General features: G+C 39.2%; 8 protein-coding genes. 6 read left to right on the top strand and 2 right to left on the bottom strand.

Annotation, left to right across the window (positions count from 1 at the left end; genetic code table 11):
* From ABYD77_RS15980 to ABYD77_RS15955, 6 genes are all read left to right on the top strand, one after another.
* The coding region (locus tag ABYD77_RS15980) for a serine hydrolase domain-containing protein (protein WP_372771110.1) at positions 1-994 on the top strand (994 nt) is incomplete at its 5' end.
* 309 nt (positions 995-1,303) lie between these two features.
* Positions 1,304-1,810, top strand: coding sequence for a hypothetical protein (locus ABYD77_RS15975; protein WP_372771109.1), 507 nt, complete (start codon positions 1,304-1,306; stop codon positions 1,808-1,810).
* A gap of 557 nt (positions 1,811-2,367) precedes the next feature.
* Positions 2,368-4,503: a TonB-dependent siderophore receptor gene (locus ABYD77_RS15970; RefSeq protein ID WP_372771108.1), complete on the top strand. Its 2,136-nt coding sequence runs from the start codon at positions 2,368-2,370 to the stop codon at positions 4,501-4,503.
* Between the two features lie 68 nt (positions 4,504-4,571).
* Complete coding sequence (locus tag ABYD77_RS15965) at positions 4,572-5,675, top strand: PepSY-associated TM helix domain-containing protein (RefSeq protein WP_372771107.1); 1,104 nt, start codon at positions 4,572-4,574, stop codon at positions 5,673-5,675.
* A 176-nt stretch (positions 5,676-5,851) separates the two neighbouring features.
* Positions 5,852-6,127, top strand: coding sequence for a hypothetical protein (locus ABYD77_RS15960; RefSeq protein WP_372771106.1), 276 nt, complete (start codon positions 5,852-5,854; stop codon positions 6,125-6,127).
* 49 nt (positions 6,128-6,176) lie between these two features.
* Positions 6,177-6,767: a CBS domain-containing protein gene (locus ABYD77_RS15955; RefSeq protein ID WP_372771105.1), complete on the top strand. Its 591-nt coding sequence runs from the start codon at positions 6,177-6,179 to the stop codon at positions 6,765-6,767.
* A 62-nt stretch (positions 6,768-6,829) separates the two neighbouring features.
* Here the strand turns inward: ABYD77_RS15955 and ABYD77_RS15950 are convergent, their stop codons facing one another.
* Entirely contained in the window at positions 6,830-7,735 is a 906-nt protein-coding gene (locus tag ABYD77_RS15950; RefSeq protein ID WP_372771104.1) for an SMP-30/gluconolactonase/LRE family protein, read from the bottom strand.
* A gap of 9 nt (positions 7,736-7,744) precedes the next feature.
* Positions 7,745-8,526 (bottom strand): family 20 glycosylhydrolase (locus ABYD77_RS15945; RefSeq protein WP_372771103.1); only part of this gene is annotated, 782 nt, incomplete at its 5' end.

Below are 8,526 nucleotides of genomic sequence, written 5' to 3'. Positions count from 1 at the left end.
GATAAGTTTGTTACTTACAAGCTTAATTTTTAGCTATACCAATCTAGCCTATGCAAACAACAAACATGCGCTTGATAAACAAATTAATGAAATAGTAAAAAAACATAAAATACCCTCGATTGCATACGCAATCATAGAGCCGGGTAAGCCGCAATATATCAAGGTAATCGGTAAAGCCAATCAAAAACAGGCTCTACAAGCTACAACGTCCACACAATACCGAATTGGTTCCGTGAGTAAACTGCTGGTTGGGATTGCTGCATTGCAATTAGTTGAACAAAATAAACTGTCTTTTGACGATACACTCCAAACCTTATTACCTGATTTGGAATATCATAATCCCTGGGCCGATAGCCACCCAATTAATCTGATCCATTTATTGGAAAATACAGCAGGTTGGCGAGAAATATCGTTAAGCGAATTTGCTTATTCCAATAATCCTCCTATGTCATTAGAGCAGGTGCTGGCGATTAACCCCGAAAGCCGCACCTCTCGTTGGCCTGCCGGTACACGCCATGCTTACACCAACACAGCATCAACTGTTGTCGCACTGATCATCGAAAAAGTGACAGGGGTTGCTTTTGAAAGTTACGTTAAAGAACACATTCTCAAGTCACTTGCGATGGAAAATACAACCTATGAGGGTTTTGAATCAGAAGCGTTAGCAACAGGCTATCGTAAACATAAACCTGTCGCTTACAAACACATTCTGATGAAACCAGCGGGTGCGGTATCATCAACAATTACCGACATGGCAAAGCTGTTAACGCTATTTATAAAAAAAGACTCTACAGTATTAAGTGATGGCATGCTTAGCAGAATGGGATTCTCACATTCTACCAACGTGGGTAAATTTGATGCTGGTTACGGTATTACAAATTCAGCACGTTTTTATAAGGGTGTAAAATATCGCGGTCACGATGGCTCATTGCCTGGCTGGATGACTGAATTCGTTTACTCGCCAGAATTCAATGCCGGGTTTGTGTTATTATAAAACAGTGATAATGCTCGAGCAATTAGAGAAATTGGTTTTGCTATCAGTAAATCGTTAGAAAAATATACCGACACAAACGCGCATAAGCCTTCCCCTATCTCAGCAGCTTTAATAGAACAATCTGGCTATTATCAATATATCAATCCGCGCTTCCAAAACCGCTACTTTCTTGAGCGCCTTAGTGCATTTAATAAACTACACATAACACGTGATGGCGTCTCTTTTAAGCAAGTTTTTCCGCCTGGCTGGCAGCGTTCTCTTACATTAAATGGTCAAAGTGATTGGCAAAACAGCCATGGGAATGTAGTAATGAAGCAAGGTATTGATCCCATCGAAGGGCATGTTTTTCACTATGGCGATCGTGTATTTAAACCAGTTTCAGCGCTCAATGCATGGGCAGATAAACTCATTTTATTTATTTGGTTAATACTATTACTGGGTATGTGCTTTTACAGCATTATTTGGCCAATTCAAGTTAAGCGTAAAAAGCTTACAAACCAATTTGCTATATCACTTCGCAAAAACGTATCATCTGCCGCGCTAGCAAGCTTGCTGTTTTTAGTATTGATTGGATTAGGCTTAGCTGAACCAATTGCACGCTTAGGTACACCGAGTATTTTCTCAATCGGCATCCTGTTAAGCAGTTTAATGTTGCTGGTAACTTGTGCTTTAACGTTTCGCTGTTTATATCAGGTTCAATCGAAGCTAACGCATAAAACGTTTTTTATTATCTCACTGATTTTTATCTCTTTACAAAGCATCATTGTTATTTATTTAGCATGGCATGGTGCCATTGGACTGCGCACTTGGGCATAAGCCTTATTTAACTTGAATTTAGACTAAAAAATTAACTAACATCTTGTAATATAAATATTTTATTGTTTTAAACTTTCTAGCTTGATAGTTTTTCTTAGTACAAGGCAAATTTGAGCGCCAATAGCTCGTCTATTGCAAACTAATTTAACGCAGTAATAAGTTAAAGTTGCAGCTAGAGAGTAATTTATTATTCCGAGTTCAGGTTATATACATACCCATGTTTAATTTCACTTCTAAACATGGGTAAAAATTATTATTCACAATCTAACGATTGTTCAAAATGTGCTGGCAACAAGCAAAAGTTTCCAGCACTTTTCTAAACGACCTTACACCCTAATTTTTATGGCCCCTGTCTGTATAAAGTTCCGTTTCTAACAACGCTTTCAGTTTTCTAACATGTGTTGGGTGTCTCTCCTAATGAAATAAAACTCATAAAAATCAATGTGACAGAATAAAGGTACAAATGAAAATAACGCAATAACGATATTGAGATCGATTATCATTTAGATTACCATATGCGAAAATTTTTTAGTTACTTTCAATATTAGGTCTTTGTTATGAAATCTCGCGCATTTAAATTAAGTGCCCTATACCTTGCAACAACCTCTCTGCTAGCAACACCTGTTTTGGCAAATGATGAAACAGATGACAACATCGAAAAAATCGAGGTGTTAGGGAAAAACCACGCAAACTATTTGGCTGTTGAATCAGAAACGGCTTCTAAACTAGGTATTTCAATCAAAGAAACACCGCAATCTGTTCGCGTAATTACCCGAGCCCTTATGAACGACTTTTCACTTGATGATGTTAATCAAGTACTTGAAACCACGCCAGGTGTATCTGTTGAGAAAATTGAAACAGACCGTACTTACTACAAAGCACGTGGTTTTGATATCACCAACTTCCAAGTAGACGGCCTTGGTTTACCGCAAGAAAACGGCTCTCTTCAAGGCACGTTAGATACCGCCATTTACCAACGAATTGAAGTAGTTATGGGTGCGAACGGCATGATGACAGGTGCCGGTAACCCATCTGCCACTGTTAACTTTATTCGTAAACGTCCGACCGATGACTTACGTGCCGATGTATCAATTACTGCGGGTTCTTGGTCGAATATGCGTTTGGATGTTGACGTTTCTGGTCGTTTAAATGACTATGCAGCAGGACGTGCCGTAGTTGTTAAACAAAAACGTGATTCGTATCTTGACCGTTACAGTGTAGAACGTGATGTATTTTATGGTATTGCAGAGCTAAACCTTACTGATACCACAACGCTAACAACCAGCCTTACTTATCAACAAAATGATGCTGATAGCCCTCTTTGGGGTGCACTTGCATTGTATGATTCACAAGCTAACCCAACAAATTACGATACCTCAACCTCAACAGCAGCTGATTGGGCTTACTGGGATAACACGTCAGAACAAGCGTTTGTAGAGTTAGAACAACTTGTAGGTGATAACTGGAGCGTAATCGCACGTTATGCGCATACTCAAACCGAGCAAGATTCAAATCTATTTTATGTTTATGGTACGCCGGATGCTGAAACTGGTTTAGGTTTGACCGGCTATGCAAGTGACTACCAACTAACAGATCGCCTTAACTTGTTTGATGTGTATGCAAAAGGCAGTTTTGAGTTATTTGACCAAGAGCATTTAATTGCTGCAGGTGCGAGCATTGCTGATATGGCGTATGAAGATAGATCGCTTTATGACTACACCACTGGCAATGGTTTCCCACCTATGCCAGATCTGAATGAGTGGGATGGTGTTGCGCCTGTACCAGTATTAAAAGATGGTCTCAACGGCTCTCGTGTTGATAGTGAACAAGTATCTGAATACGTTTCTGCACGATTCTCAATTTCTGATGACTTAAAACTTATTGCTGGTATTCGCCACACAGCTTGGGAAACAGACGGTTTATCATACGGTAAAAACAAATCTCGCGATGTAAGCGACACGACCTCTCACTTAGGGTCAGTTTATCAAATTAACGATGACATTAATGTTTATGCATCGTACAGCGAAACATTTGCCCCGCAAGCAGAACAAGATATTAATGGTCAAACGCTTGACCCTATAAGTGGCGACACCAAAGAAATTGGTATTAAAACTGAGCTGTTTAACGATTTAATGATGTTAAACGTTGCATTATTTGATGCTGAGCAAGAAAACATTGCTGTTGCCGATACTGAAAACTCAACACCGGACAACACAGTCCACATTGCTGCACCGGGTATTCAATCACAAGGTTTTGAATTGGAACTCAGTGGTGAAATTGGCTATGGCGTGAGTGCAAACTTAGGTTATACCTACACCGACATTGATGTTTCAGATACGGTAAATGCGGGTAATACATCTGCTGAACTTGTTAAAAATTACACGCCTAAACAAGTATTCAAGCTTGCAGCTAAATACGATGCAGCATTTCTTGAAGGCTTAACCTTTGGTATGAATATGCGTTGGCAAGACGATATTAGCCGCGTACAAAAGCAAACACCTTATGTGGTGACTGAGCAAAGCGCCTATGCATTAGTTAACTTTATGGCGAGTTATGAGATCAACTCTCAACTTAGTCTAACTGCCAATGTAAACAATGTATTTGATAAAAAATACCTTAACTCATTGTACTGGGCTCAAGGTTACTACGGCGCACCTCGTAACTATGCGTTATCGCTTAATTGGTCGCTCTAACAAAGCTTAAAACGTAAAGGTCGCTTAATGCGGCCTTTTGTTGTTTTACAAACTAACGTCACTGAATTATGAAAAAGAAACTCCACCTTTGGCATCGCTATTTAGGCTTAGCAATAGCATTACCACTGATAATAATATCGCTCACAGGCAGTATTTTAGTCTTCAAGGAAGAGATAGATCACCTTATTATGCCGGAGCTTGCCACTGTAAACGCATCACCTGGCAGCCGTTTAAGTTACGATAGCCTTCACAATACCATTAAACAAAATCTACCAAATTATGAAGTGGGTAGCTGGGAAGTCTTCGATGATGGCAAAACAGCTGATCGGGTATATGTACTAAAACACGGCACAGATACCTGGTCTAAAATCTACTTAGATCAATACCAAGGTGTTGTCCGCTCCAACCCTCAAGCGGTCGATTTTTACCTCACCGATTGGCTATTAGACCTGCACTATAAGTTTTTAATTGGTGACACCGGGCTTTGGTTTACAGGCACTATTTCGCTTATTTTGATGTTTATGGGCATTTCAGGCCTCATTATTTATCGCCAGTTTTGGAAAAAGTTTTTTACCTTACGTGTAAAAGTTAAACGTATGGCCTTTTTCAGTGATTTACATAAATTAGTGGGCATTTGGTCAGCCCCTATTTTACTGATATTAGGTTTTACTGGTGTCTATTGGAATATTTCAGAAATTATACACCACGAATTTGAGCACGCGGATGAGCCACCACATTTAGTTCAAGGCGCTTTATATAACCCGCAATTATCTATCGACAACTTAATGGCAGCCGCTAAAACCCAAATGGGCGGTTTTAGCGCGACTTATTTAATGTTCCCTTATGAGCCCGACTTACCCATCACGTTTTTTGGCGAAGTTGCAAATACCAGCTTTGTTACAAGCGAATATGCTTCAACGGTGAGCTTTGATAAAGAAACAGGAAAACAACTGCCTAATTATGATATTCGCGAAGCACCGTTTTTTTTAGTTGCGGTAGATAGCTTTCGCAAACTGCATTTTGGCTATTTTGCAGGGTTACCGAGCCGTATTATTTGGTGTTTAATTGGTTTAACACCACTCATATTTGCGATTACCGGATGCTATTTATGGCTTAAACGCAGAAAACCCAAACGCCGAATGCAACATAAAAATGAGTACGTCACCTCGTAATTATGCGCGTTGTCGAATATTAATATATTCGGCAACGCAAAAGCATAAATAGCAATTAAATTCAGCAAGTTAAAAAACTTCATAAAAATTAAATAAATTTTTTATAAAAATAGATGTTGAATTATTGTGCAAACAGTCCCACTATTAATTTATAAGTAATTTTAAAGTTGTACCTTATGCTTCGTTTGTTGTTTGTAGTTACAGTGGTGTTTATGGCGCTTGGTCTAAGCCCTGCTACTGTTATTGCCAGCGATGTACAAGCATCCGTTATTAACTCTGATATTTCAGAAGATCTTAATCAGAATCAACTTGATTTAGATGATATTGCGTTAGAGTTAAATTCTAGCAACAACCTTATAGCAAACTATTTCCAACCAGCCCAAAAAGTAAGTTCTGTTGTCTTTTCGCCAAGCGCGGTTAAACCTATAAGAGCACCACCACTCCACTGCTAGTTTTTTCATATTTTGTCTTAAATCTAACAGTATTATTAAGGTGGTCGTTATGAACCAATTCACTTCATTTTCAACAAAACCGCTTCTTGATGGCGCAAGTTTATTTGCTCAAGTTCATTTAGACACTAGCGTGTCACTTTCAAGCCCCGCTTCATTTGTAATGCACGGTTTTCACCTTGAACCTCTGCAATATATCGATATAGATACCAATTTGGATGATGCCAACCGCATTTTAGAAAAAACTCATATGCGTACTAGTTTTGTAGTTGATAGCCAAAATCAATTAAAAGGGGTTATTTCAAAAGCACGTTTAGCCAGCAGCTATGTACTTAAAATAGCAAGCAAAAAAGGCTTAACACGTGCACAGCTTACAATTGGCGACATTATGATGAAATTAGAAGAGGTTGACACCGTTTCGGAAACAACACTCGCTAATGCCAAAGTAGGCGACGTGTTAAAAACCATGGAAAAAGCCAGTTACGAATATTTACTGGTAACAGGTGCTAATCAAAGTGAATTACGCGGTTATTTTGATTTAATCGATATTGCAAAAATCACTGGCTATTCACTTAATCAGGCTAAAAGCGCCAAGACCTTCAGCCAATTAGTTGATTCTCTGGTAAATCACAGCGAAATTTAAACGCCTGTTCCTTGCAAATAATAAAGCCCAGCTTAAGTTCTGGGCTTTTTATTGGTATTTAGTTACTTAAAACTTCTGCCTGCAATATCCACATTAAAGGTTTCAATGGCGCCGCGTTTTTGCATGGTTACAAACACGGTTTTGCCGTCTTTGCCACCAAACGCCACATTAGTTGGAAATTGCCCTTTTAGTTTTATTTCTCTTAGTAATTTACCTTTTGGAGAAACCACCGCAATAACACCTGCACCATAGCGTGCAATATATAAGTTACCCGCTTTATCTGTGCGCATACCATCAAGGCCAAAATCGTCAAATTCAATCAGCAGTTGTTTATTAGAAACATTGCCTTGGCCATCAAGATCATAACGCCATACTTTGCCTTGAATACTCTCATTTACATACAAGGTATTGTTATTTGGGCTTACTTCAACACCATTAGTGGTGCCCATATTCGACTCTAATAGACTCGTTTCGCCTTGTTGGTTTATACGCCATAAATTACCTGTGCTGGTTTGCCAGTTTGGGTCGCTCGCAAATAAAATACCGTTATCCATAATGGCGAGATCATTTGGTTGATTCATTTTTGCATTATGGGCAAACACCTTAACTTTGTCTGTGAGTTCGCCGCCTTGCGCTAAGTCTTTCGCGGTAATTGTCAGTACATTGTGATTAACGTAGTCAGCAATATACATGTTGCCTTTTTTATCAAAGCGAATGCCATTACCGATAGAGCCATTTTTAAGCGTAACAAGCGTCTCAACTTTATCTTTACCAAGAACTTTACCGATAGTGCCTTGGTGGTTGTAATTTACCGCATATAACACACCTTGCGAGTCAACTGCAGGGCCCTCTACGCCATTGGTAAACGCATTATCTTTCACCCAGTCACTGGTCTCGAATAACGTGTTACTGCTTGCATGGGAGGCAAATAATGCCAGAATTAGTGCACTTGCTATGTTTAATTTCATTGTTATTCCTTATTGTTCAGTGCAAGCAAGATAGAGATCTCGCATTGGATAAATACCCGCAATCACAACTTCATCTGTGAGTTTATATAAATCAAGCAACTGCTCGTCTAACCCGGTGCCCTTTATTTCACCTTTACAACTACTTATCACCTGTTGTGAAAGCCCAATAAATTGCGTTAGTGATACAAGCGTCGGCTTTAGCTCGCTTAATTTTTTACTTGATGAGAGAACTTCAAGCCCCATTTCAAGACCTTTTTGCCACTTTACTAATTGCTTATCTAATTGCGTAAGCGAGTCAGTATCACCTGCGGTATAGGCTAGCACCCAGTGTTTAATTTGGCGTACTTGCTCACTTTCGACATTTAAATAATCAACAAATAGATTTAGTGGCGCCTCTTGATGATATTCATCGTTTAAATATTTAATATGGTGGCGCGTATAGTAATGAGCAGGTTCAAGTAGTGCTGCCATAGTATTCAGAAGCGCTAAAGTAGTGGCTTTTTCTTGTTTACTAAGCGACTTAGAGAGCTGGCTTTCAAAGCCACTTTGTTGCTGCGATAAATGCGCTACCCCAATCACATTTGCAGCAAATTTATTGATAAAAGCCAAGCGCAAATACATGCTGTTTTCATCTGTATTTTCTTTATTTGACCACAAGCGCTCGCTTATCACATACAAACGCGGCCAAATGCGCAAATCAATATTGTCATCAGTCACCATTTCGCTCCAAATAGTCGCTTCAGCACCTAAAATATTCGCTGCATTTGAGCTTTTTAATGGTTGAGATAGCG

This window comes from Pseudoalteromonas sp. (genome assembly GCF_041629635.1).
Lineage (GTDB): Bacteria > Pseudomonadota > Gammaproteobacteria > Enterobacterales > Alteromonadaceae > Pseudoalteromonas.
Note: the sequence above shows the minus strand (reverse complement) of the source record. Positions and strands in the feature narration are given on the sequence as shown.